The sequence below is a fragment of the Enterobacter cloacae complex sp. SHL022 genome (assembly GCF_049237785.1).
In the GTDB taxonomy this organism is placed as follows: domain Bacteria; phylum Pseudomonadota; class Gammaproteobacteria; order Enterobacterales; family Enterobacteriaceae; genus Enterobacter; species Enterobacter hormaechei_C.
Window position 1 is genome coordinate 36,438 of record NZ_JBMKJH010000003.1, and the last position, 22,785, is coordinate 59,222.

The following is a 22,785-nucleotide window of genomic DNA, read 5'->3' on the forward strand; positions in this document are numbered from 1 at the left end:
GTGTTTTTTAGTGAAATGGAAAGAGTAAACAATGCAGCAGTTACAGAACGTTATTGAGTCCGCTTTTGAGCGTCGCGCCGACATCACTCCGGCAAATGTGGATACCGTGACCCGTGAAGCGGTAAACCAGGTTATTTCCCTGCTGGATTCCGGCGCGCTGCGCGTGGCAGAAAAAATCGACGGTCAGTGGGTTACTCATCAATGGCTGAAGAAAGCTGTGCTGCTCTCTTTCCGCATCAACGATAACCAGGTTATCGACGGAGCAGAAAGCCGCTACTTCGATAAAGTGCCAATGAAATTTGCGGATTACGACGAAGCGCGCTTTCAGAAAGAGGGCTTCCGCGTAGTACCACCGGCAGCCGTTCGTCAGGGGGCATTCATCGCACGCAACACCGTGCTGATGCCATCCTACGTGAACATCGGCGCCTACGTTGACGAAGGCACCATGGTGGACACCTGGGCTACCGTCGGCTCCTGCGCGCAGATCGGTAAAAACGTTCACCTGTCCGGCGGCGTGGGCATCGGTGGCGTTCTTGAGCCACTTCAGGCTAACCCAACCATCATCGAAGACAACTGCTTCATCGGCGCACGTTCCGAAGTGGTTGAAGGCGTGATCGTCGAAGAAGGTTCTGTGATCTCCATGGGCGTGTACATTGGCCAGAGCACCCGTATTTACGATCGCGAAACCGGTGAAATTCACTACGGCCGCGTTCCAGCCGGTTCCGTTGTGGTTTCCGGCAACCTGCCGTCTAAAGATGGCAAATACAGCCTGTATTGCGCGGTCATCGTGAAAAAAGTGGACGCGAAAACGCGCGGTAAAGTAGGCATCAATGAACTGCTGCGCACCATCGATTAATCGGGTATAACAAAAAGCGGGGGCAACCCCGCTTTTTTTATATCCGAAGGTGGCGAAAATAGATTTTTTCGTTAATTATTCATAGGTTATGTTGAGATCAAGGGTACCGCTATGTACGATAATCTGAAAAGTCTGGGCATTACCAATCCTGATGAAATTGATCGTTATAGTCTTCGCCAGGAAGCCAATAACGATATTTTGAAAATCTATTTTCACAAGGACAAAGGAGAGTTCTTCGCCAAAAGCGTGAAGTTTAAATACCCTCGCCAGCGTAAGACCGTTGTCGCTGACGGTATCGGTCAGGGATATAAAGAAGTACAGGAAATCAGCCCTAACCTGCGCTACGTGATCGACGAACTCGATCAAATCTGCCAGCGCGATCGCAGCGAAGTCGATCTGAAACGTAAGATCCTTGACGACCTGCGTCACCTGGAAAGCGTAGTCACCAATAAGATCAGCGAGATTGAAGCGGATCTTGAGAAATTGACGCGGAAATAAAAGCAAAACGGCAATCCTTGATTGCCGTTTTTAATGTTTGCGCCCTCTCCCTGTGGGAGAGGGATGGGGTGAGGGCACCAGACCGCACTCAGCTATCTCTGCTCATCCAGCTGCAACGCAACATACAGCAGTAGCCGGTCGTCAAAATTCCCTAAATCCAGCCCCGTCAGTTCCGAGATCCGGTTAAGCCGATACTCCAGCGTATTACGGTGAATAAACAGCGCTTTTGACGTTGCCAGCGGCTGCACGTTATGCCGGAACCACGCCTGCAACGTGCGGCGCAGCAGCCCGTTGTTGTCCATCGCTTTCAGACGCACCAGCGGGCGCGCCAGCTCGTTGGCCTGCCAGCCACCGCGCAGGCTGTCGAGCAGGACCGGCAGCATCAGATCCTGATAGAAATAACTGCGGCTCTCCGGCATGCGCTGTTTACCCACCATCATGGTGGTGCGCGCCGTTCGCCATGAACGGGCGATACTCCCCGGCCCGGTAAAGTAATTTCCCAGCGCGACGCGAAAACGGAGCTGTCCGTTCTCCTTCATGCGCTCGATGAGCAGCTCAACGCGGCGACGATGATCTTCCGCGTCCCAGCGGCCAAACTGATTAAGCGCAGGCTTGAGCACCACCATTTCCGTTAAAGAGACGATTGCCACCAGGTTGTTACGCTCCGGCGTCGCCAGCATGTTTTGCAGCTGCTGTAGCTCCACCATAGCGCTGTCCACGCCAAGCTGGCCGCTATCCACCTCAATAACGGCAACCACGCGCGGCTGATTCAGGTCGATACCCAGACGCTGCGCCCACTCGCTCAGGGCAGGCGTGTGCTCCTCCGCCTGAATCAAATTCATCACCAGCTCTTCGCGCAGGCGGCTGTCCTGGGCGAGCAGGTGCATCAGACGCGACTGCTCCAGCATCATCTCCGCCGTCATGCAGACCAGCTCACCGTATTTACGCAGCGATTCAGGATCGCCGGTCAGACCGATAACGCCAACAATCTCTCCTTCCAGACGCAGCGGCAGGTTGATCCCCTGACGAACCCCGTGCAGATGTTTCGCCACGGCGTCATCGATGTCGACCACGCGCCCCTGAGAGAGCACCAGCAACGCCCCTTCGTGCAATTCCCCAATACGCTCACGATCGCCGCTGCCGATAATGCGCCCACGGGCATCCATTACGTTGATATTGGTATCAATGATGCGCATGGTTCGCGCCACGATATCCTGCGCCATTTTGGTATCAAGATGCCAGCCAGCCATATAACCCTCCCGTGAGCAGAGCTCAAGCATAGGGAAGTTCAGCTAAGGCTGCATTGTGCAGATGCCCAAAGGCAGTGAGAGATGTATGGAGTTGTGGGAAAGGTCACAGAAACGAGAAAGCCCCTGCGAACAGGGGCTTAAGATGATTACTGCATCAGGAGATAAATAGAAGTATCACCACGCTGAATATTCAGTGCCAGCACGGACGGCTTGCTGTCGAGAATTTTGCGCAGTTCAGCGATGTTTTTCACCGGCTGCTGGTTAGCGCCCATGATCACATCACCTTTTTTCAGGCCGATACGGGCAGCAGGTGAGTTTGCTTTCACGTTGTTCACCACCACGCCTTTATCTGCCCCTTTGTTGCTCATCTCAGCACCTTCAATACCGCTGAAGATGGTGCTGGAATCCACCTGATTCTGACTGCTCTGTTGCAGTTCCAGGCTCACGTTAACCGGCTTACCTTCACGCAGCAGGCCGAGGGTCACTTTACTGCCGATTGGCATAGAACCCACTTCCGCACGCAGGGCGGCAAAGCTGCTGATCGGTTTACCGTTCAGCGAAGTGATCACGTCACCCGCTTTAATGCCAGCTTTCGCCGCCGAGGAGTTCGGCATGACCTGGCTTACGAATGCGCCGCGCTGAGCGTCTACTTTCATTGCTTTCGCCAGCTCGGAGTTCAGCTCGGTACCCATGATACCCAGCTCACCGCGTTTCACCTGGCCATACTGCACCATCTGCGCGGTCAGGTTTTTCACCATGTTACTTGGGATAGCAAAGCCGATCCCGATGTTGCCGCCGTCCGGTGCCAGGATCGCGGTGTTGATACCGATCAGCTCGCCGTTCAGGTTCACCAGCGCGCCGCCGGAGTTACCGCGGTTGATCGCTGCATCCGTCTGGATGAAGTTTTCATAGTTTTCGGCATTGAGGCCGCTGCGGCCCAGTGCAGAGACGATACCCGAGGTCACGGTTTCACCCAGACCGAACGGGTTACCGATCGCCACGGTGTAGTCACCCACGCGCAGCGCGTCGGAGTCGGCAAGCTTAATCGCCGTCAGGTTCTTCGGATCCTGGATTTGAATCAGCGCGATATCGGAGCGCGGGTCTTTACCGACCACTTTGGCATCGAATTTACGGCCATCGCTCATCTGCACCTTAATGGTGTTAGCATTATCTACCACGTGGTTATTGGTCACCACGTAGCCTTTGGCTGCATCAATAATCACGCCCGAGCCGAGTGCCATGAATTTCTGCTGCTGGCCGCCGCCCATGCCGTCATCCCCTGCACCGCCGCCCTGACAGAACGGGGAGCTCTGGAATGGCGAACCGTCCTGGCAGAATGGCGAATTGTCGCCGAAGAACTGCTGGAAATTACGCGGCATACGCGGCGTATTGACGGTTGTGCTGCCCTCAACGTTAATACTCACCACCGATGGCATCACTTTTTCGAGCATCGGGGCCAGGCTTGGCATCTGCTGCGCAGTCGCTGCCGAGGAAGCTGTCTCGGCCGCCGTCGCCAGAGGGGACAGCGCTAAACCTAAACTCAGAGCCAGTGCACTCATTGCTAATGTGGTTTTTTTCATGTTTCTCAATCTCGATTTACCAGATAACGCAAAATTGCTGTGTAACTCAGATTCGTTTTATACCGCTTAGTTCCGGGATTAAGTTTATGGAAAAAGTAAAAATTTATTGGTCGTCTTTACAAAACTCATGGCTTATTCAACGGCCATAAGCTTGCGGTATTCATCCCAGGCATACAAATCTGTCATCCCGCTGATATAGTCCTGGATAAGACGACAGCGATAATAATATTCCATGACTGGCCATTGGGAAGAATGACGTTCTATTTTACTGACGGCTTCAATGTATGCCAGCCGGTGGCGCGTTGAAAGCTTCTGATAGAGACGAGATTCAATCGGCAGGCGGCGAACACGTTCATTTTCGACCAGCTCGCTAAACTCATCGACCGTCAGCTGGAGCAGCGGGCCATAAATCTCCAGCAACCCGCTGATAACCCGGTATCCTTGCAGCTCCAGCTGCTCGACATCCGGGTGGCTGAAAACATGGCGAACAGCCACGTTTTTATATAATTCAAGAAGCTGGCTAAAACTGCTCTCATCTTCCAGCAGGGCGTGATTAAATTCCCCGCTAAATATCATCGGCAAATTATCAATGAAACGGGCGGCTGCATACGGCACCAGTTTATTCAGCGTGTTTACTCGCAAATACATAAAGAACTGATCTTCGGTACTGCGGCTCAGCGAATTTGAACGCGATTTATCCCAGGCATTCTCGACGACCTGCGCAAACAGAGAACCTTTTTCATGCTCTCCCCAGGCATCATGAAGATGCTGATACAGCTCCTCGACGCTGAATATTCTTTTTTCCACCGCGTCTTCCAGATCGGCCACGCAATAAGAAATGTCATCAGCCGCTTCCATAATCCATGTCAATGGAAAACGGCCATTGGGGGTCAGAGACAGTTCTTTACGCAACCGCGCGATATATGCTTCTTCCGATAAGTAATAGCCCGGTTTTTTCATCAGGTAGCTATGCGTGGAGGGCGTTTCTCCGGTCCACCACGCGGGACGCGTGTATTTAAGAATACAGCCCACCTGGGCCCAGGTCAGATTCATCCGCATCAGGGAGTGCACCAAACGGATCCCCTGCGCGTTACCTTCGAAATGACACAGATCCTGGCGCACCTTACGGCGCAGATCGTTCAGGCTATCTTCACCTTCACGCAGGCGTAAATCGCGTACCACACAGCGGTCATCGCTGAGCGGCTGGCTTATGGCATCAGAGGGAAAAAGCCGCTGTTTAAACCAGTCATTGATGGCGGCCTCGCCGAAATGACCAAAGGGAGGATTGCCGATATCGTGCATCAGGCAGGCCATCTCAACGATGCTTTCGAACGGGCCGGTGAGTTCATCCAGTCCGTAGGTTTCCAGCAGACGTTGCTCTTTAAGGCGGCTGAGGATCTCTTTCGCAATGTAGCGCCCCACCTGCTGCACTTCCATGGAGTGCGTTAACCGCGTACGCACCGCGGCGTTACGCTCCAGCGGGAACACCTGGGTTTTTTGCTGTAACCGGCGGATGGCGGGCGAATTGATGATGCGTCCGCGATCGCTTTCAAAAATGCGCAGGATCTCATGTTCGCTCTTATCGCCCTGTGGCGAACGGAAACGTCGGTGCCAGTTAATTTTGGTACGAAAATCGATTGGTGCCATGTGCTCCCCCGCGTGAGAATGCGTTTCCCCTTAACCGCATGATAGACTATGCATCTTAACAAGGCACATCGCGAGTAAATCTATGAAAATCGGCATTATTGGTGCAATGGAAGAAGAAGTTACGCTGCTGCGTGACAAAATTGAGAACCGTCAGACCCTCTCCCTCGGTGGCTGTGAGATCTACACCGGCCAGCTGAACGGTGTTGACGTGGCTCTGCTGAAATCAGGCATCGGTAAAGTTGCAGCGGCACTGGGCGCGACCCTGCTGCTTGAGCGCTGCAAGCCTGACGTTATCATTAATACAGGTTCTGCGGGCGGTCTGGCGCCGACGCTGAAAGTGGGCGATATCGTGGTTTCCGACGAAGCGCGTTACCACGATGCAGACGTCACCGCATTCGGCTACGAATATGGTCAGCTTCCGGGCTGCCCGGCCGGGTTTAAAGCGGATGATAAGCTGATTGCCGCCGCTGAAAGCTGCATCAACGAGCTGAACCTCAATGCGGTGCGTGGCCTGATCGTCAGCGGCGATGCCTTTATCAACGGCTCTGTTGGTCTGGCGAAAATCCGTCATAACTTCCCGCAGGCTGTGGCCGTTGAGATGGAAGCCACGGCCATTGCGCACGTGTGCCATAACTTCAGCGTGCCGTTCGTGGTCGTTCGCGCGATCTCTGACGTAGCGGACCAGCAGTCCCACATCAGCTTCGACGAGTTCCTGGCCGTTGCGGCCAAGCAGTCCACCGTGATGGTGGAAACCCTGGTGCAGAAACTGGCGCGTGGGTAAGGTGTCATTCAGGGCGCTGGTCGCCCTGCTTCTGTTCGCTCCGGCCTGGCTCATCGCCGCGCCGCGGGTGATCACACTCTCCCCTGCCAATACGGAACTGGCTTTTGCCGCCGGGATCACGCCCGTTGCGGTGAGCAGCTTTTCCGATTATCCACCGCAGGCCGCCCAAATCGAACAGGTTGCCACCTGGCAGGGAATGAATCTGGAACGCATCGTTGCGCTAAAGCCCGATCTGGTACTCGCCTGGCGCGGCGGTAATGCCGAACGGCAGGTAAACCAGCTCTCTTCGCTGGGAATAACGGTTAAATGGGTGGACGCGGTGAGCATCGAACAGGTGTCGCAAACCCTCCGTGACCTCGCGCCCTTCAGCCCTACCCCCCAACGCGCCGGACAGGCTGCACAGCAGATGCTCAACGACTATGCCGCGCTAAAAGCCCGATACGGCACGCAACCGAAACAACGCGTTTTTCTGCAATTTGGCAGCCAGCCGCTGTTCACTACCGGGAAAGGTTCGATCCAGAACCAGGTGCTTGAAACCTGTGGAGGTGAAAATATCTTTGCCGAAAGCCGGGTCCCCTGGCCCCAGGTCAGTCGTGAGCAGGTTCTGGCGCGACAACCGCAGGCCATTGTGGTGGTCGGAAATGCGAGCGAGATTCCTAAAATAGAACAATTCTGGCATCGGCAGCTTAAAATTCCGGTCATCGCACTCAACAGCGACTGGTTTGAACGCGCCAGCCCGCGTATTATCCTCGCCGCAAAACAACTCTGCGCCGAACTGGCAGAGAGTCACTCAAACAGATAAATACCCCCTTCGAGGATTTAACGATGCTCGTGTATTGGCTGGATATTCTTGGCACAGCCGTTTTTGCTATCTCCGGCGTTTTGCTTGCCGGAAAACTACGCATGGATCCTTTTGGCGTACTGGTGCTCGGCGTCGTTACGGCGGTGGGAGGCGGAACGATCCGCGATATGGCGCTGGCAAATGGCCCGGTATTTTGGGTAAAAGATCCCACGGATCTGGTGGTGGCGATGGTCACCTGCCTGTTAACCATCGTGCTGGTTCGTCAGCCTCGCAGACTGCCAAAATGGATATTACCGGTGCTGGATGCCGTCGGTCTGGCGGTCTTTGTGGGAATAGGCGTGAACAAAGCCTTTATTGCCGGGACTGGCCCGCTGGTGGCGATCTGTATGGGCGTGTTAACCGGCGTGGGCGGAGGGATTATTCGCGACATACTGGCGCGAGAAGTCCCGATGATCCTGCGAACGGAAATCTACGCGACGGCCTGTATCATCGGGGGGATTGTTCACGCCACGGCGTATTACACTTTTGCTGTCCCGCTGGAAAACGCGGCGATGCTGGGGATGGTGGTAACGCTGGTGATCCGTTTAGCGGCGATACGCTGGCACCTGAAGCTGCCGACGTTTGCACTGGATGAAAATTCAAGATAGGTATCGTTTATAAGCCCGGTGGCGCTTCGCTTACCGGGCCTACAATTTGCATTCAGGTTTAAATACTGAATGAAGAACCACACCCGCAGGTGCTGGTCGCATTCGGGTTAGTCACCACAAAGCGCGAACCTTCCAGACCTTCAGTGTAGTCCACTGAACCGCCCACCAGATATTGCAGGCTCATCGGATCAACCACCAGCGCGACGCCCTGTTTCTCGATAGTCATATCACCATCGTTAACCTGGTCGTCAAAGGTAAAACCATACTGGAAGCCACTACAGCCGCCGCCGGTAATATAAACACGCAGTTTCAGATCCGGATTGTCCTCGTCGGCAATCAGGGTTTTCACTTTTTTCGCTGCTGCTTCGGTAAATTCCAGCGGCAACGCTACGTCATCACTCATCTTATGCTCCCATGAATACTGCGACTGCTATTGGGCAAAAATCACCCAATTCTTTTTGTCATTATCTAATACCCTGGTAATTCATTCAAGTATTCTGCTTCAGGGCCTGTTCAGCTTCCTGTTTCGCCAGGGTACGGGCAAGAATGGTGGAGTATAGCGGTTTTCCACCCAGGAATTGGGCTAATAGTGTCGCGCCGAGACAGGTAATGATCATTGGCAAAATGAGCTGGTAATTGTCGGTCATTTCCAGCACCAGTACGATCCCGGTAAGCGGCGCGCGCAGGGAGGCCGCCAGCAGCGCCCCCATTCCCGCCACCGCAAACGTCCCCGCGTCCAGATGATAGGCCGGGAAGCCAACCGCTGCCGCCATGCCAAACGCCGTGCCCAGCAGCGTTCCCAGCGCCAGCATCGGGGCAAATATGCCGCCCGGTGCGCCGGAGGAGAAGCACAGCACGGTCGTGATAACCCGCGAGATAAACATAAACAGCAGCAGCCCCACGCTGAAATTCCCCGCCGCGGCAATGGGAATCAGCCCGAAACCGCCGCCCGCCGCGTTCGGTTCGATAAAGCCGAGGATCCCGCACACGCCGCCAAGCAGGCCCCCCACCAGCACCCATTTCGTGGTATTTCCGCCATGGATGCGCTGAAACATATCCTGAGCCCGTAAAATCAGGGTGTTAAAAAGCGGGCCAACGACGCCAAAAATCATCCCAAGAACCAGATACAGCCACAAAGTATTGACCGGCGCATTGGTCAGCTTGCCAACTTCAATCACCGCCCCTTCGCCATTAAAGACGCGAAAGACAATGCTCGACATAATCACGCCGGTAAACACCGCTTTAATGGAGATCAGGTTGTAGCGGAACTGGGCGCGCATCTCTTCAATGATAAACAGGATACCCGCCAGCGGCGCGTTAAACGCCGCAGACAGCCCCGCCGCCGCCCCCGTCGCCAGCAACGTATGCCGTGCTTCGGCGCTGCGCATACGGAACAGATCGCCGACCATGCGCCCGACGTTACCGCCCAGCTGTACCGTTGGCCCTTCCCGACCGAGCACCATGCCCGCCCCGAGCGTTCCCATCCCGCCGATAAATTTCACAGGAAGTACCCGCCACCAGCGAACCGGGCGTAGCTCCTCCAGCGCCCCCTCAATTTCAGGGATCCCCGAGCCACCTGCTTCAGGTGCGAATTTACGCACCAGAAAATAGCCCACCATGGCAAACAGCGCCGACAGGCCAAAGGCCCACACCCAGACCAGCCATTCCCGATCGGCAAAGCTGGCGACGGTACCTATGCGCCAGTTGAGCACCGCATTGACCGCTTTCTCGAATGCGACCCCCACCAGCCCGGCCAGCGTACCGACCACGGCGGCTGCCAGCAGAATGGCTAACGGGGTTTTGTCACGGTTGAGCAACCGCCGGATACTGACCCGGTGCTTCGCGCGCGTAAACTGTTGTTGTTCAAAAGAAGGCGTGTTCTCGTTCATTACCTGTTCTGTTTCGTCATACAAAAGGCCGCAGGGATTCTACCAGAGACAATCCCCTCGTCCCCTGAAAAATACTTAACAATTGTTAAGCCTTCTGAGGGGCAAAAATTTTATAACCTCTTCCGAATCACTTAGAATAGTTGCCTTAACTTATTTCTACGAACCAGGAACGACGCCATGAGCAAGTCTGAAAACCTCTACAGCGCAGCCCGCGAGCTTATCCCAGGCGGCGTAAACTCACCCGTGCGCGCCTTTACCGGCGTGGGTGGCACCCCGCTGTTTATCGAACGTGCGGATGGCGCATATCTGTATGATGTGGATGGTAAAGCCTATGTCGATTACGTCGGCTCCTGGGGCCCGATGGTACTGGGGCACAACCACCCGGCGATCCGCAACGCGGTGATTGAAGCCGCTCAGCGCGGCCTGAGCTTCGGTGCGCCAACCGAGATGGAAGTCAAAATGGCGGAGCTGGTCACCGAGCTGGTGCCAACGATGGACATGGTACGTATGGTGAACTCCGGTACGGAAGCGACCATGAGCGCCATCCGTCTGGCGCGCGGCTTTACCGGCCGTGACAAGATTATCAAGTTCGAAGGCTGTTACCATGGCCACGCCGACTGCCTGCTGGTAAAAGCCGGTTCCGGCGCGCTGACGCTCGGTCAGCCTAACTCTCCGGGCGTGCCGGCTGACTTCGCAAAACACACCCTCACCTGCACCTATAACGATCTGGACACCGTTCGCGCGGCGTTCGAGCAGTATCCGCAGGAGATCGCCTGCATTATCGTTGAGCCAGTTGCGGGCAACATGAACTGTATCCCACCGCAGCCGGATTTCCTGCCGGGCCTGCGCGCGCTGTGCGATGAGTTCGGCGCGCTGCTGATCATCGACGAAGTGATGACCGGTTTCCGCGTCGCACTGGCGGGGGCGCAGTCATACTACGGCGTCGAGCCGGATCTGACCTGCCTCGGCAAGATCATTGGCGGCGGCATGCCTGTCGGCGCGTTTGGCGGCCGTAAGGACGTAATGGACGCGCTGGCGCCAACCGGTCCGGTTTACCAGGCGGGTACGCTCTCCGGTAACCCGATTGCGATGGCGGCGGGCTTTGCCTGTCTGACCGAAGTGGCGCAGCCGGGCATCCACCAAACCCTGACGGACCGGACGACGCAGCTGGCAAACGGTCTGCTGGAAGCCGCAGAAGACGCGGGTATTCCGCTGGTGGTAAACCACGTCGGCGGGATGTTCGGGATTTTCTTCACCGAGGCGAAAACCGTGACCTGCTATCAGGACGTGGTGAAATGCGACGTGGAACGCTTCAAACGCTTCTTCCACCTGATGCTGGAAGAAGGCGTGTATCTGGCCCCGTCAGCGTTTGAAGCGGGCTTTATGTCCGTGGCACACAGCGAAGAAGATATCAATAACACCATCGACGCAGCGCGTAAGGTGTTTGCGAAGCTGTAAAATGTGCGGCTTGATGCCCTCACCCCAGCCCTCTCCTACAGGGAGAGGGAGCAAACGCTAAAACGGCAATCTAAGGATTGCCGTTTACTTTTATTACCGACTCTGCTTTCTCAACAGATATATAAAGTACGGCGCGCCGATAAAGGTCGACAGCAGGCCCGCCGGGATCTGATACGGGAACAGCACCATCCTTCCGCACCAGTCAGCAAAGACCAGGATCGCCCCGCCCGTCAGGGCAGAGATCGCGATATGTGGCAAAGTCCTGCGGAAGCCCATCATACGGGCGATATGCGGCGCCATTAATCCGACAAAACTGAGCGGGCCAATGGTCATGGTGGCCGTCGCCGTCAGGCACGCGGCCAGCAGCAGCAGGGCGATACGCGTTGGCGTCAGCGCCAGCCCAACCGCGCGCGCGGTGTCCCCGCCCAGCGGCAGAATGGTCATCCAGCGGCGGCACAGCGGCACTATCGCCAGCAGTACGATCATCACGATCCCGGTATGTACCACCTGGCTGCCGGTGGCGTTGTACGTCGAGCCGGAGATCCAGGTCAGGATCTGCGCCATGCGCGGATCGCCGCTCGCCTGCAACATCATCAGCAGCATAGTAAACGCGGTGCTCAGCGCCATTCCGGCCAGCAGCATGCGGTGAGGCGAGAAACCGCCGCGCCCGGAGGCGATCAGGATAATCATCAGCGTGACTGCCGCACCGATACTCCCGGCAGGCATCAGCCAGCCGAATGCATTTCCCGGCACGAGGAACAACATCAACACTACGCCAAACGCGGCGCCGGAACTGATGCCCAGGACTTCCGGGCTTGCCATCGGGTTGCCGGTGAGACGCTGGATAATACAGCCCGCCACCGCCAGCATGACGCCCGCAATCAGCGCGGAGAAGATCCGCGGCCAGCGCCACTGCATGAGTTCATGCAGCAAATCCCCCGTCGCCCAGTGCCAGCCCGTGGCGTCGCGTCCCAGCGAGAGTGCGGCAAACGAGGCGATAACCAGCACTGCCAGTCCGGCAAGGCTGAACCACACCACCGACTGACGCTCAGCATGTACTTTATCGCCGGCATCCATTGCCGGGGCGCTAATGCTGCGCAGGCGCGGCAAGAGCCACAGCAGCAGCGGCGCACCGATCAGGGCCGTCACCGAGCCCGTGGAAACTTCCATCCAGACGCGCGCCAGCCAGAGAATGAGCTGATCGGAAAGCCAGAGGATCAGCGCACCAATCAGCGGCGCCAGCATCAGGCGCGCCAGCAGACGGCGTGCGCCGAGCATTTTTGCCAGCAGCGGCGCAAACAGGCCGATAAAGCCGATGATGCCGACGGCGTTAACCAGTAACGCGCTGAGCACAATCGCCAGGGTCAGGGCCGCCAGACGCGCCAGCGACAGCGCCAGCCCGAGATTGCGCGCCACGCCGTCGTCCAGGCCCATCAGCGTGAGCGGACGCAGCAGCAGCAGTGTCAGCACCACGCCGCCAAACAGCTGCGGCCACAGGCGCTGGACGATACTCCAGTCGGTCTGGGTGAGCGTGCCGGTACTCCACATAAACATGCTTTGCAACTGGTCGTGGTGAAACAGCACCAGCAGCTGGTTGATCGCCCCACAGTAGAGGCTGACGACCAGCCCCGCGAGGATCAGCGTGACCGGCGAGAGACGTTTTCCCCAGGCCACGCCAAAGACCAGCGCACCGACCACGCATGCGCCTGCCAGCGCGGCAAACTGCGAGGTTAACGCTCCCGGCAGGGTCCAGAGAGTGGTGATGGTGATCCCCAACTGAGCCCCCGTCGCCACGCCCAGCGTAGTCGGCTCCGCCAGCGGGTTACGTAGCACCTGCTGAAACAGTACGCCCACCAGTCCCAGTCCCGCCCCGACCAGCAGGGAGATAGCCAGACGCGGCAGCAGGCTGTAGTGGAACAGCATTTGCTGAATATTATCGATATCCGGTGCGGCAAACGCGGCTGCCCACTGATCGCGCGGCAACGCCGTGGTCAGGTTAAAGCCGGTTAACGCCAGGGCAGCCAGAAAAATGAGCGCTAACAGTAACATCGGGAAACGGGCCATACGCGTGCTCATGCCTTGCCTCCCAGTGCATTGTCCAGCACGCGGGCAAAATGCATGGCCGACAGCGTCGCGCCGTAGAACCATACCGCTGGCGCGCGCAGGAAGCGCTGCTCGCGGACGAACGGCATTGCCTGCCAGAGCGGGGTCGCCATCAGGGTTTGCATCTCGCGCTCATTGCCGTGGTCAAAGCACAGCACGTCCACATCACGAAACGCCGCCAGACGGTCAATCCCCACGGCGGTACTGCCCCAGAACGTCATCTCGCCTTCCCAGGCATTGCGAATGCCAAAGCTGTCGAGCACTTCCTGGAACAGACAGTTATTTCCAAAGACCAGCATATGGCGGGCATCCAGCAGGGTCACCATCAGCAAAGGCCGATCGCCACGGTGGGCAAAGCGCGGCTTAAGGGAATCAATCAACGCATCAAATTCATCGAGATGTTTTTTCGCCTCAGCCTCACGGTTGAGGAACTGCGCCATCTCGTGGATGGAATTTTTTGCCATGGTCAGCGGCTTTTTACCGTCGCTAAAGGAAAAGCCCCGTCCGGGCGCAATCTTCGCCATGGTCTCTTCCGACGGACCATACCCCGCAGACCAGAATAAATAAGATGGTTTCATCTGGGTGAGAAGCTCAAGGTTCGGCTCCGTACGCAGACCGATGTCGATGACGGAGTCCGGCAGTTTTGGCTCATTCACCCACAGGGTGTAGTTGGGAATATCGGCCACACCGTAAGGCGTCACGCCCAGCGCCATCATCAGTTCAACGGGCAACCACTCCAGCGCCACGATGCGGTGCGGATCGATAGCGGCAGCGCGGGCCGGGCCCATCTTTAACAGCAGCGGTGAGAGCGCCATGGCCGTCAGCAGGCGACGGCGGCTAATGAAAGTTGAATCCAGCATCAGTAGACAAAGCTCACGGGTGCAGTCCCGGCCGGGTGAGGCAGGATGCCCATAGGAATACCGTAGATATGTTCCAGCGTTTCGCTACGCATCAGTTCGGCAGGCGTACCCTGAGCGATCATTTCACCGCCGCGCAGCGCTACCAGATAGTCGCAATAGCGTGCCGCCATGTTGATATCATGCAGAACGGCAATCACCGTCAGGCCGCGCTGCTGACTTAAGCGATGCACCAGCGCCAGGACGTCAACCTGATGAGCAATATCCAGCGCCGACGTGGGTTCGTCGAGCAGCAGGCAGCGGCTGTCCTGCGCCACCAGCATTGCGATCCATGCGCGCTGACGCTCGCCACCGGACAGGCTATCCACCAGACGGTGCGCCAGCGGTTTTAATCCCACCAGCGCGATCGCCTCTTCCACTTTCTCTCTGTCAGCAACGCCAAAACGCCCGAGCGCACCGTGCCACGGATAACGTCCAATCGCCACCAGCTCGCGCACCGTCATCCCCTCCGCCTGCGGCAACTGCTGCGGCAGATAGGCCACCTTGCGGGCAAAGGCCTTACTGCTCCAGCTCGCCAGCGGCTGGTCATCCAGCAAAATGTCGCCCTCGGACGGTGGCTGATGACGGCCCAGCATCTTCAGCAGCGTCGATTTACCGGAACCATTGTGCCCGATTAAACCGGTCACTTTACCTGCGGGAAACGTCAAAGAGAGCGGATGCAGCAAGGTGCGCCCGGGTACGCGAAAGGAGAGATTATTGAGCGTGAAGGTGGAGTCGGATTGCGTTTTGTTATCCTGCATGTCAGCCAACTTAAATAAAAAGGGCACGGCGAACCGTGCCCATAAAGAGGTTAGAAGCGGAAGGTCGCCGTGGCAACAACCTGGCGTCCTGCTCCCCAGTAGCATGCATACTCGCTGTAGCAGCTGGAGACGTATTCACGGTCAAAGATGTTGTTCACGTTGACGCCGATGGAAGAGCCCGGCAGACCGAAGCGCGCCAGATCGTATTTCACGGTCGCATCCGCCAGGGCATAACCCGCGACGTTAAAGGACTCATAGGCTTTAGGCGACGCTGAGGAGTAGTACGTCACCGTGTTACCGATGTAACGCGCGCCTGCACCGACGGTCAGGCCACTCAGCGCCGTCTCGTGGAAGGTGTAATCCGCCCACAGGGATGCCATGTTGCGCGGTACTTCTGCCGGACGACGACCTTCATACCAGGTATCGTGGGTATATTCCGCATCGGTGTAGCTGTAGGCCGCCGTCACGTTCACATTAGCCGACACCGCCGCTTTCGCTTCCAGCTCAAAGCCACGGGAGCGGATTTCACCGCCCTGCACGCTAAAGCCGCTGGTCGGGTTCGCCGGATCGGCGGTCAGGTTGTTGTTCTTGGTCAGCTGGTATACCGCTGCCGTCACCACAACAGGCAGATCTTTCGGAACATACTTCACGCCCGCTTCATATTGCTTGCCGCGTGCCGGATCGAACGGTTTACCACCCTGAGTAGTGCCAGAGAGCGGTTCGAAAGATTCACTGTAGCTGAAGTATGGGGTAATCCCGTTATCGAACAGGTAGTTAATCCCCCCGCGCCAGGTAAATGCCTGATCGTTAATTTCCGCGGTGGTTCCGTTATTACGGTTGAAGGCAGACGTTTTCGCAAAGTCATAGCGGCCACCCAGGGTGAGTACCCACTTATCCCATTCCGCCTGATCCTGCGCATAGAGCCCGGTCTGCTCCTGGCGATTGAGCATGGCATACGGGAAGTTCACATTAACGTTCGCATTGCCGTGCTGCGGATTGTTCATGCTGATCGGATCGGCGGTACCGTAGTCAGCATCAATGTCATTGCGCATACGAAGGTAATCCACACCCGTCAGCAGGGTATGGTCAACGGCGCCGGTCGCGAATTTCGACTGGAGCTGTGTATCAACCGTGAACGAGTTGAGGTCTTCATCTGAGCGCACGTACGCGCGGCTGATCTGGGCCGGGGCGATATAGCCGTTACCGTAAACTGAACGGTAAAGCGTGTTGATTTTGGTATAACGCAGGTTCTGACGCACGGTGAAGGTGTCGTTGAATTCATGCGCGAAGCTGTAACCCACCATTTTCTGACGACGGGAGATCTTATTGTCTTCATCGCCTTCGTTGAAGTCGGTCGGCAGTTTGTGCGCTTTTCCGTTAGCATCATAGTAAGGCACAACGGTACCTTCACGCGGCAGCCAGCCGTAGTAACCCGCATCCGGATCGCTCTGGAAGTTGCTCAGGAAAGTGAAATCGGTTTTATCATCAGGACGCCAGCTGAAAGACGGCGCAATCGCGTAACGAGTAGACTTCACCATTTCCTGCTGCGCATTTTCACTGCGCCCCAGACCGGTCAGACGGTAGGACCACACGCCGTCATCGTCAATCGCGTCGCTGAAATCAAACCCGGTCTGCCAGAGGTTATCCGTCCCCATTTTGAACTGAATTTCTTTCAACGGTTCCGTAGTTGGACGCTTGCTGACCATACTCACTACGCCGCCAGGATGGCTTTTGCCATACAGTACAGACGTCGGGCCACGCAGCAGCTCTACGCGCTCAAGGAAGTACGGGTCCATGGACGCTTCAGAGTAGTTGTCTCCCTGCAACTTCATACCATCCAGATACTGGTTGGTATTCACGGTGCTGGAGGTCGTGAAACCACGAATCGAAACCACATCGTAAGTTGTTGATGCGCCGCGCGTTGCGAAAACACTTGGGGTATAGGCCAGCGCCTGTTTAACCGTTCCCGGCTGTTTCATGTCCATCTCTTCACGTGTAACCACGGAAATAGACTGCGGGGTTTTCTCGATCGGTGTATCGGTTTTCGTCGCCGTTGCAGTGCGCTTTGCTGCAATCGTCGGTGCAGGACCCCAGGCACTTTCCTGTGCAGCCGGTGCGGCAGTCACGGTGATGGTTTCTTCTTTCTTGGGGGTTTCAGCGGCCTGTGCGTAAGCAGACATGCCGGCAACCGCTGTGGCTACGACGGCTGCGATTTTACGCAGCGACGTGTTAATTGGCTGAGCAGTATTGGAAAGCGCCATGATGGATCTCTGATGAAAAAGGTGAATGATAACGTAAACGAGAATTATTATTATGACCGCAGAATAATATGCGAAACGCTGACGGCATAGCAAGCGATATGCGGCCCTACAAGAATTAAGGGTTTAAGAAATAATCAACGGAAAATGTGTCGTTAATAAGGGTTGAAAATGGGGTTAAGGAAATGAGTTGCCGAGGTGAAAAAATACCCCCTTCCCGGGAAGGGGGTATCAGTAGGGTTAGTTCCCGCCGAACATATCCTTGATCCAGCCGGCGACGCCGTCGCTGTCTTTCTTCTCTTCCTGCTGCTGCGGCTGTTGCTGCTGCGGCTGCTGAGGTTGAGAAGACTGATCGAACGGGTTACCTGTCGGTTCTTCTGGCTGGCTTTGCTGGCACAGCGCATCCGGGTTGGTCGTCCAGACCGGCAGCGTACGCACGCCACCGCCGCAAATGAAGTTACCCGAGCTGTCCACGCCCATATCGACGATATCTTCCGGAGCAACGAGGTTCAGCGGCACCGGAGACTGATTCGCGAGGTAGCGCTGGTAAATCGACATAGCACCGCTCGCGCCATACAGTTTGGTCGGCTGGTTGTTATCGCGCCCCACCCAGGTGATGACCACTTCACGACCATCAATACCGGCGAACCAGGTATCGACATTGTTGTTGGTGGTCCCGGTTTTACCCGCCAGATGCAGACCAGGATACTTCGCCCCCAGCTGACGACCGGTACCGCGCTGAACCACCTGCTGCATGGTCCACAGCGTCATATAGGCCGCCTGTGCCGGAACAGCGCGCTCCGCCTGCGGGAAGCTCTGATACAGCACGGAGCCATCTTCGGCAATCACCGAACGCAGAGCGGAGAGCGGCGCTCGGTTACCGCCGCTGGCGATGGTCTGGAACGCCTGCGCCACTTCGATTGGCGTCAGGTTAAGCGCCCCCAGGATCATCGCTGGCACAGGGTGCAGCTGATCTTTCGGTACGCCCAGCTTCTGCCAGGTGTCGGTGATGGCTGGCAGGCCCAGCGCCATCCCGAGGTTAACCGTTGGCACGTTCATCGAGCGGGTTAACGCATCCACCAGCATCACCTGACCGCTGAACTGTCTGTCATCGTTCTGCGGTGACCATACCTGGCCGTTAGGCTGGCGCAGGGAGATTGGCGCATCGGCAATCCAGGTGTTCAGTCGATAGAGGTTCGGCTGGCTCAGCGCGGTCAGATAAGTCGCCGGTTTTGCCAGTGAACCAATCGAACGACGCGCCTGCATTGCGCGGTTATAGCCCGCATACTGTGGCTCAGCACCGCCCACCATGGCACGAACTTCGCCGGTGTTACGGTCAACCACTACCATCGCGGTTTCCAGATCGCTCAGCTTACGCTGCTTTTTCAGCGCCGGAATACCTTCTACCGCCGCTTTTTCTGCCGCATCCTGCGCCACGGAATCAAAGGTGGTAAAGATCTTCACGCCTGAGAGATCTTTCACTTTATCTCCGAGCTTAGACTGCAACTCCTGACGCACCATCTGCATAAAGGCAGGCTGCGGAGAGATCACCCCACCGCGCGGCTGAACGCCCAGCGGACGTGCGCTCAGCATGTCGTACAGCTCCTGGTCAATCACCTGCTGTTGTTGCAGCAGACGCAGCACCAGGTTACGACGCTCCAGCGCCAGTTTCGGGTTACGCCACGGGTTGTAGATCGACGCGCCTTTCACCATGCCCACCAGCAGCGCCTGCTGGTCAAGGCTCAGCTCTTCTACCGGACGGCCAAAGTAGTACAGGCTCGCCAGCGGGAAGCCGCGGATCTCGTTATCGCCGCTCTGACCGAGGTACACCTCGTTCATGTACAGCTCAAGAATACGATCCTTGCTGTAGCGCGCATCCATCAGCACGGCCATGTACGCTTCGTTGGCTTTACGCCAGTAAGAGCGCTCGCTGGAGAGGAACAGGTTTTTCACCAGCTGCTGGGTCAGGGTACTCGCCCCCTGCACCGTACGCCCGGCGGTCAGGTTCGCCAGTACCGCACGACCAATGGAGTAAAGGCTGATACCGTCGTGCTCGTAGAAGTGGCGATCTTCGGTTGCCAGCAGGGTATCCACCAGCAAATCCGGGAAGCCGTTACGCGCCACGAACAGCCGCTGTTCGCCGTTTGCGGACGACAGCATGGTGATGAGACGCGGATCGAGACGGAAGAAACCGAACTGGCGATCGTTATCCATGTTCTCAATGGTTTCCAGACGATCGCCGTCAAAGGTCAGACGCGCGCGCACCTGCCCTTCTTTACTGTCCGGGAAGTCGAACGGACGGCGGATCATCTCAATGCTTTTCGCCTGGACGGTAAATTCGCCTGGACGGGTCATTTTCGTGACCTGACGATACTGCGTGGCTTGCAGCAGCTTCACCATCTCGTTCTTGCTGATGGACATGTCCGGCTCAAGGTTCACCATGCGGCCGTACACTGCCGCAGGCAATTGCCAGACTTTCCCGTCAATACGGCTGCGGATCTTCTGATCCAGATAAACGCCGTAAATCGCGATCAGGACAACAAAAACAATGAACAGCTTCAGCAGCAGCCAGAACCAGCCGCGCTTACCACGAGGCTTACGCCCTTTGCCTTTCCCTTTACGCGGCATCGGTTCTTCATCCTCATAATCGTCTTCATAGTCATCGTCATACTCCTCATCTCTGAGGCGACGACGGCTTACCTTTTCTTTCGCCGGACGCGTCGGCTTTCCCTTACGTCCTATTGGCTCGCGGTCATTCCCCGCCATGCTTTTTCTCCGCAACATTCAGGCGCAAAGGCCAGATTTTCTTATCTTGCACAGGTCAGTGAAAGAAGAAATCTCTCAAAGTTTGTTTCTCCCTCTCCCTGTGGGAGAGGGCCGGGGTGAGGGCATCAGCCCGCACTTTCCCCATTACGAATATTTTTTCGTGCGCCGTGTCGGCGCGGTATTCGCCGGATCGTCCGGCCAGACGTGTTTGGGATATCGCCCTTTCATCTCTTTCTGCACTTCACGATAGCTCCCCGCCCAAAACGCCCCCAAGTCGCGGGTGATCTGCAAGGGACGATGCGCAGGCGAAAGCAGCTCAAGCACTAACGGCACACGGCCTTCAGCAATGGACGGCGTGGTGGCCTCACCAAACATCTCCTGCATCCGAACCGCCAGCGCCGGCGGATTATCCTCATGATAACGAATGGCAATCCGGCTCCCGGTTGGCACAGTGTAATGCCCAGGCAGTTCACTATCCAGACGTTGACGTAACGACCAGTCCAGTAAATTCTGTAACGCTGCCTTAACATCAAGCGCCTTCAGGGCGCGCAGGGAGTGTACGCCGCTCATCTGCGGCAACAGCCACTGTTCAAGCGTCGCGAGCAGCGTCTCATCATCCACCGCTGGCCACCCCTGTTCCGGCAGCCACTTCGCGGCGCAGTGCAGACGTATACGATATTGTTCAGCCTCCGGCGTCCAGTTCAGTACGCTCAGCCCTTTTTCCCGAATGCCATTCAGCATCGCCTGGTGTAACTCTTCCTCCGACGGCTTCGCCAGCGGTTTCGTCCCGAGCGTCAGTTTGCCAATCTGGCTACGACGGAACGCCTTCAGCGTGCCCTGGGTATCATCCCATTCCACGATGTCAGATTGCTGAAGCAGCTGCGGGCAGGCACGCGTCAGGACGTCAATATCCACGGCAACCGCCTGTAAAATACGCGCGTCCGGGGAGTGGCTCCCCTGGAGTAAGAGCGGCGCGATCAGCCATTCATGACGCGTCAGGGCGTCATCGCTGTCCAGCATCGCGCCCATCCCATTTGCCAGCTGATAGCGACCATCCAGCCCGCGACGGCGCGCGATTCTGTCCGGGAAGGCCTGGGCCAGCAGAGGGATAACTTTATCGCTGTCAGGCGAACCGCCCCGGCAATTCAGGCGTTTACACAGCTGCTGCGCCCGCTGTTGCCAGTTTCCCTGATGGCGTGAAAAGGCCTGTCCCAGATCGCTGCCGCCACCGCGCGGCGGCTCCTCAAGAATAGCCGCCAGTTTTGCCGCCGTGGCAATTTCATCGTCGCCCTGTGCTGCCACCAGCATTGCCGCCAGACGTGGATCGTTGCCCAGCGCCGCCATTTTCTGGCCGCGCGCCGTCAGTCGCTCGCCTTCCAGCGCGCCAAGCTGGGTCAGCAGGCTGCGCGCGGCGGAAAGGTTGACGACAGGCGGAGGATTAAGCCAGGTGAGCTGGTCAGGGTCCGGACAGCCCCACTGCATCATATCCATCACCAGTCCGGAGAGATCGCTTTGTAAAATCTCAGGCGTGCTCTGGAATGCCGCACGCTCCGCCTGCTCGGCGCTGGTTAAATGCAGGCAAATACCCGGCTCAAGACGCCCTGCTCGCCCTGCGCGCTGCACCATTGAGGCCTGGCTGATGCGCTGCGTCAGCAGCCTGGTCAGCCCGGAACGCGGATCAAAACTGGCCACCCTCTCCAGCGTACTGTCCACCACCAGGCGAATGCCTTCGATGGTCAAACTGGTTTCCGCGATATTGGTTGCCAGCACCACTTTGCGCTGCCCCGCCGGTGCGGGAAGGATCGCCTTGCGCTGGTCAGCCAACGGCAGCGCGCCGTAGAGCGGGCACAGCATAACGTCACTGTCCACCCGGGATGCCAGCTGCTCCTGTACGCGCTGGATTTCGCCTACGCCGGGTAAAAACAGCAGCAGCGAGCCGGGCTCCTGGCGGAGCAATTCGGCGGTGGCGATGGCAACCGCTTCGTCAAAACGCTGATGGGCAGGCAGCGGCTGATAGCGGCGCTCGACCGGGAACGCACGCCCTTCAGAGGAGATCATCGGCGCGTCAGGGAGCGTCTGCCGGAGCCGCTCGTTATCCAGCGTCGCCGACATAATCAGCAGCCGAAGGTCGTCGCGCAGCCCCTGCTGAACGTCGAGCAGCAGCGCAAGGGCCAGATCGGCCTGGAGGCTGCGCTCGTGAAATTCATCAAGGATCACCAGCCCGACGCCGGTCAGCTCCGGATCGTTTTGCAACATACGGGTAAGAATACCTTCGGTGACCACTTCCAGCCGCGTGGATGGTCCAACGCAGGTTTCGGCGCGCATCCGGTACCCTACCGTCTCACCCGGTTTTTCATTCAGCAGTTCCGCCAGGCGCTGCGCCACATTGCGCGCCGCCAGCCTGCGCGGCTCCAGCAGGATAATTTTCCCGCTGATGTTCCCATCGCGCAGAATTTGCAGGGGCAGCCAGGTGGATTTACCCGCTCCGGTGGGCGCGCTGAGCAAAACCTGTGGCGCATGTTCTAAGGCTGCGAGTAGCTCAGGAAGGACGACGGCGACGGGCAAAGAGGACACTTACGGCTCCAGAGGGTTA

General features: G+C 57.3%; 17 protein-coding genes. 6 read left to right on the forward strand and 11 right to left on the reverse strand.

Annotation, left to right across the window (positions count from 1 at the left end; genetic code table 11):
• Nucleotides 1–31: 31 nt before the first annotated feature.
• Both dapD and ACOTZD_RS07080 read left to right on the forward strand, forming a co-directional pair.
• Entirely contained in the window at nucleotides 32–856 is an 825-nt protein-coding gene (gene dapD / locus ACOTZD_RS07075) for a 2,3,4,5-tetrahydropyridine-2,6-dicarboxylate N-succinyltransferase (protein ID WP_003856214.1), read from the forward strand.
• A 111-nt stretch (nucleotides 857–967) separates the two neighbouring features.
• On the forward strand, nucleotides 968–1,354 hold the full coding sequence (locus ACOTZD_RS07080; protein WP_003856216.1) for a DUF3461 family protein: 387 nt from the start codon (nucleotides 968–970) through the stop codon (nucleotides 1,352–1,354).
• 92 nt (nucleotides 1,355–1,446) lie between these two features.
• Here ACOTZD_RS07080 and ACOTZD_RS07085 read toward each other — a convergent pair whose 3' ends face one another.
• From ACOTZD_RS07085 to dgt, 3 genes are all read right to left on the reverse strand, one after another.
• Nucleotides 1,447–2,604 (reverse strand): CdaR family transcriptional regulator, encoded by a 1,158-nt coding sequence (locus ACOTZD_RS07085; RefSeq protein WP_003856217.1) that lies wholly within the window; start codon nucleotides 2,602–2,604, stop codon nucleotides 1,447–1,449.
• Between the two features lie 146 nt (nucleotides 2,605–2,750).
• Nucleotides 2,751–4,184: a serine endoprotease DegP gene (degP, locus tag ACOTZD_RS07090; protein WP_003856219.1), complete on the reverse strand. Its 1,434-nt coding sequence runs from the start codon at nucleotides 4,182–4,184 to the stop codon at nucleotides 2,751–2,753.
• 132 nt (nucleotides 4,185–4,316) lie between these two features.
• Nucleotides 4,317–5,831, reverse strand: a complete 1,515-nt coding sequence (dgt, locus tag ACOTZD_RS07095; protein ID WP_174402282.1) for a dGTPase — start codon at nucleotides 5,829–5,831, stop codon at nucleotides 4,317–4,319.
• Nucleotides 5,832–5,913: 82 nt separating this feature from the next.
• Here dgt and mtnN point away from each other — a divergent pair, with 82 nt between their 5' ends.
• The 3 genes from mtnN to ACOTZD_RS07110 are packed head-to-tail and all read left to right on the forward strand — an operon-like array spanning nucleotide 5,914 to nucleotide 8,061.
• Nucleotides 5,914–6,612, forward strand: a complete 699-nt coding sequence (gene mtnN / locus ACOTZD_RS07100) for a 5'-methylthioadenosine/S-adenosylhomocysteine nucleosidase (protein ID WP_003856223.1) — start codon at nucleotides 5,914–5,916, stop codon at nucleotides 6,610–6,612.
• Nucleotides 6,605–7,414, forward strand: a complete 810-nt coding sequence (gene btuF / locus ACOTZD_RS07105; RefSeq protein WP_023315430.1) for a vitamin B12 ABC transporter substrate-binding protein BtuF — start codon at nucleotides 6,605–6,607, stop codon at nucleotides 7,412–7,414. Before mtnN ends, btuF begins: the two co-directional genes overlap by 8 nt.
• Nucleotides 7,415–7,437: 23 nt before the next feature.
• Nucleotides 7,438–8,061 (forward strand): TRIC cation channel family protein, encoded by a 624-nt coding sequence (locus ACOTZD_RS07110; RefSeq protein ID WP_003856227.1) that lies wholly within the window; start codon nucleotides 7,438–7,440, stop codon nucleotides 8,059–8,061.
• Between the two features lie 58 nt (nucleotides 8,062–8,119).
• Here the strand turns inward: ACOTZD_RS07110 and erpA are convergent, their stop codons facing one another.
• Together erpA and clcA are read right to left on the reverse strand one after the other, a co-directional pair.
• Nucleotides 8,120–8,464, reverse strand: coding sequence for an iron-sulfur cluster insertion protein ErpA (gene erpA, locus ACOTZD_RS07115; RefSeq protein ID WP_003856230.1), 345 nt, complete (start codon nucleotides 8,462–8,464; stop codon nucleotides 8,120–8,122).
• An 85-nt stretch (nucleotides 8,465–8,549) separates the two neighbouring features.
• Entirely contained in the window at nucleotides 8,550–9,950 is a 1,401-nt protein-coding gene (gene clcA / locus ACOTZD_RS07120; RefSeq protein ID WP_045346803.1) for a H(+)/Cl(-) exchange transporter ClcA, read from the reverse strand.
• Nucleotides 9,951–10,127: 177 nt separating this feature from the next.
• Between clcA and hemL the strand changes: the two genes are divergently transcribed.
• Nucleotides 10,128–11,408 (forward strand): glutamate-1-semialdehyde 2,1-aminomutase, encoded by a 1,281-nt coding sequence (gene hemL / locus ACOTZD_RS07125; protein ID WP_003856235.1) that lies wholly within the window; start codon nucleotides 10,128–10,130, stop codon nucleotides 11,406–11,408.
• Between the two features lie 93 nt (nucleotides 11,409–11,501).
• Here hemL and fhuB read toward each other — a convergent pair whose 3' ends face one another.
• The 6 genes from fhuB to hrpB all read right to left on the reverse strand — a co-directional run bounded on the left by fhuB (nucleotide 11,502) and on the right by hrpB (nucleotide 22,766).
• Nucleotides 11,502–13,484: a Fe(3+)-hydroxamate ABC transporter permease FhuB gene (gene fhuB, locus ACOTZD_RS07130; RefSeq protein WP_003856237.1), complete on the reverse strand. Its 1,983-nt coding sequence runs from the start codon at nucleotides 13,482–13,484 to the stop codon at nucleotides 11,502–11,504.
• Complete coding sequence (gene fhuD / locus ACOTZD_RS07135; RefSeq protein WP_048210793.1) at nucleotides 13,481–14,371, reverse strand: Fe(3+)-hydroxamate ABC transporter substrate-binding protein FhuD; 891 nt, start codon at nucleotides 14,369–14,371, stop codon at nucleotides 13,481–13,483. The genes fhuB and fhuD overlap by 4 nt, the downstream gene beginning before the upstream one ends.
• A complete protein-coding gene (gene fhuC, locus ACOTZD_RS07140; protein ID WP_174402283.1) occupies nucleotides 14,371–15,168 on the reverse strand; it encodes a Fe3+-hydroxamate ABC transporter ATP-binding protein FhuC in 798 nt (265 codons plus the stop codon). The genes fhuD and fhuC overlap by 1 nt, the downstream gene beginning before the upstream one ends.
• Nucleotides 15,169–15,218: 50 nt before the next feature.
• Nucleotides 15,219–17,429 (reverse strand): ferrichrome porin FhuA, encoded by a 2,211-nt coding sequence (gene fhuA, locus ACOTZD_RS07145; protein WP_174402284.1) that lies wholly within the window; start codon nucleotides 17,427–17,429, stop codon nucleotides 15,219–15,221.
• 237 nt (nucleotides 17,430–17,666) lie between these two features.
• Entirely contained in the window at nucleotides 17,667–20,192 is a 2,526-nt protein-coding gene (gene mrcB / locus ACOTZD_RS07150) for a bifunctional glycosyl transferase/transpeptidase (RefSeq protein WP_003856245.1), read from the reverse strand.
• Between the two features lie 144 nt (nucleotides 20,193–20,336).
• Nucleotides 20,337–22,766, reverse strand: a complete 2,430-nt coding sequence (hrpB, locus tag ACOTZD_RS07155) for an ATP-dependent helicase HrpB (RefSeq protein ID WP_174402285.1) — start codon at nucleotides 22,764–22,766, stop codon at nucleotides 20,337–20,339.
• Nucleotides 22,767–22,785: the final 19 nt, after the last annotated feature.

What these genes read in the sequence shown, in the direction of transcription:
- erpA (WP_003856230.1), bottom strand. Translation starts at nt 8,464, where the DNA reads ATGAGTGATGACGTAGCGTTGCCGCTGGAATTTACCGAAGCAGCAGCG.
- degP (WP_003856219.1), bottom strand. Translation starts at nt 4,184, where the DNA reads ATGAAAAAAACCACATTAGCAATGAGTGCACTGGCTCTGAGTTTAGGT.
- fhuA (WP_174402284.1), bottom strand. Translation starts at nt 17,429, where the DNA reads ATGGCGCTTTCCAATACTGCTCAGCCAATTAACACGTCGCTGCGTAAA.
- fhuB (WP_003856237.1), bottom strand. Translation starts at nt 13,484, where the DNA reads ATGAGCACGCGTATGGCCCGTTTCCCGATGTTACTGTTAGCGCTCATT.
- hemL (WP_003856235.1), top strand. Translation starts at nt 10,128, where the DNA reads ATGAGCAAGTCTGAAAACCTCTACAGCGCAGCCCGCGAGCTTATCCCA.
- dapD (WP_003856214.1), top strand. Translation starts at nt 32, where the DNA reads ATGCAGCAGTTACAGAACGTTATTGAGTCCGCTTTTGAGCGTCGCGCC.
- mrcB (WP_003856245.1), bottom strand. Translation starts at nt 20,192, where the DNA reads ATGGCGGGGAATGACCGCGAGCCAATAGGACGTAAGGGAAAGCCGACG.
- mtnN (WP_003856223.1), top strand. Translation starts at nt 5,914, where the DNA reads ATGAAAATCGGCATTATTGGTGCAATGGAAGAAGAAGTTACGCTGCTG.
- ACOTZD_RS07080 (WP_003856216.1), top strand. Translation starts at nt 968, where the DNA reads ATGTACGATAATCTGAAAAGTCTGGGCATTACCAATCCTGATGAAATT.
- clcA (WP_045346803.1), bottom strand. Translation starts at nt 9,950, where the DNA reads ATGAACGAGAACACGCCTTCTTTTGAACAACAACAGTTTACGCGCGCG.
- fhuC (WP_174402283.1), bottom strand. Translation starts at nt 15,168, where the DNA reads ATGCAGGATAACAAAACGCAATCCGACTCCACCTTCACGCTCAATAAT.
- fhuD (WP_048210793.1), bottom strand. Translation starts at nt 14,371, where the DNA reads ATGCTGGATTCAACTTTCATTAGCCGCCGTCGCCTGCTGACGGCCATG.
- dgt (WP_174402282.1), bottom strand. Translation starts at nt 5,831, where the DNA reads ATGGCACCAATCGATTTTCGTACCAAAATTAACTGGCACCGACGTTTC.
- ACOTZD_RS07085 (WP_003856217.1), bottom strand. Translation starts at nt 2,604, where the DNA reads ATGGCTGGCTGGCATCTTGATACCAAAATGGCGCAGGATATCGTGGCG.
- ACOTZD_RS07110 (WP_003856227.1), top strand. Translation starts at nt 7,438, where the DNA reads ATGCTCGTGTATTGGCTGGATATTCTTGGCACAGCCGTTTTTGCTATC.